The 587-nt window shown below is 67.1% G+C and carries 1 protein-coding gene; it reads left to right on the plus strand.

Translation table 11 applies throughout. From position 1 onward, the window contains the following. Positions 1-587 (plus strand): SCO6880 family protein (locus MLGJGCBP_RS48270; RefSeq protein WP_328799595.1); only part of this gene is annotated, 587 nt, incomplete at both ends.

Consider the following 587-nt stretch of genomic DNA (forward strand, 5'->3'; position numbering starts at 1 on the left):
GTGCTGGCCCCCACGAAAATGTATGAGGGCGAAGACAGCGCCGGCTACCGGTTCGGCATGATCCACATGCCCAAGAAAAATCAGTACACCGTCGTGCTGCGGGCCTGGCCCCAGGGCGACGAGGCCGTGGACCGGGTACTGGTCAACCAGTGGGTCGGCGAGTGGGGAGTCGTCCTCGCATCCGCCGGACTCACCAGCGACATCGAGGCGATCGTCCCGGTCCTCGACACCGTCCCCGAGACCGGCAACGCCCTCCTCAACCAGGCCCGGTTGATCACCGCCCCACACGCCCCCGCGCTGGCGAAGGCAGTCGTGTACGAAGGCGCCACCGAGTTCCACCGCGACGAAGTTCAACTCGCCGCACGGGTGGCGATCACCTTCGCTGCCACAACCGATGAACGGAAGAAGGACCCGGGCGTGCAAGCGGTCGAAATCGGTCGGCGGCTTCCCGGCATCCGCGCCGCGATCGAAGCGTCCGGGGTCGCGGTTCGGTCGATGAGCGCGGCCGAGATCACCGGTGTGGTGCGCCGCTCCTTCGACCCGGCATCCCAGCAGATCGTCGAACGGGCCGAAGCCAGAGGTGAAGA

The sequence above is a fragment of the Rhodococcus sp. T7 genome, assembly GCF_009872365.1.
In the GTDB taxonomy this organism is placed as follows: Bacteria; Actinomycetota; Actinomycetes; order Mycobacteriales; family Mycobacteriaceae; genus Rhodococcus_F.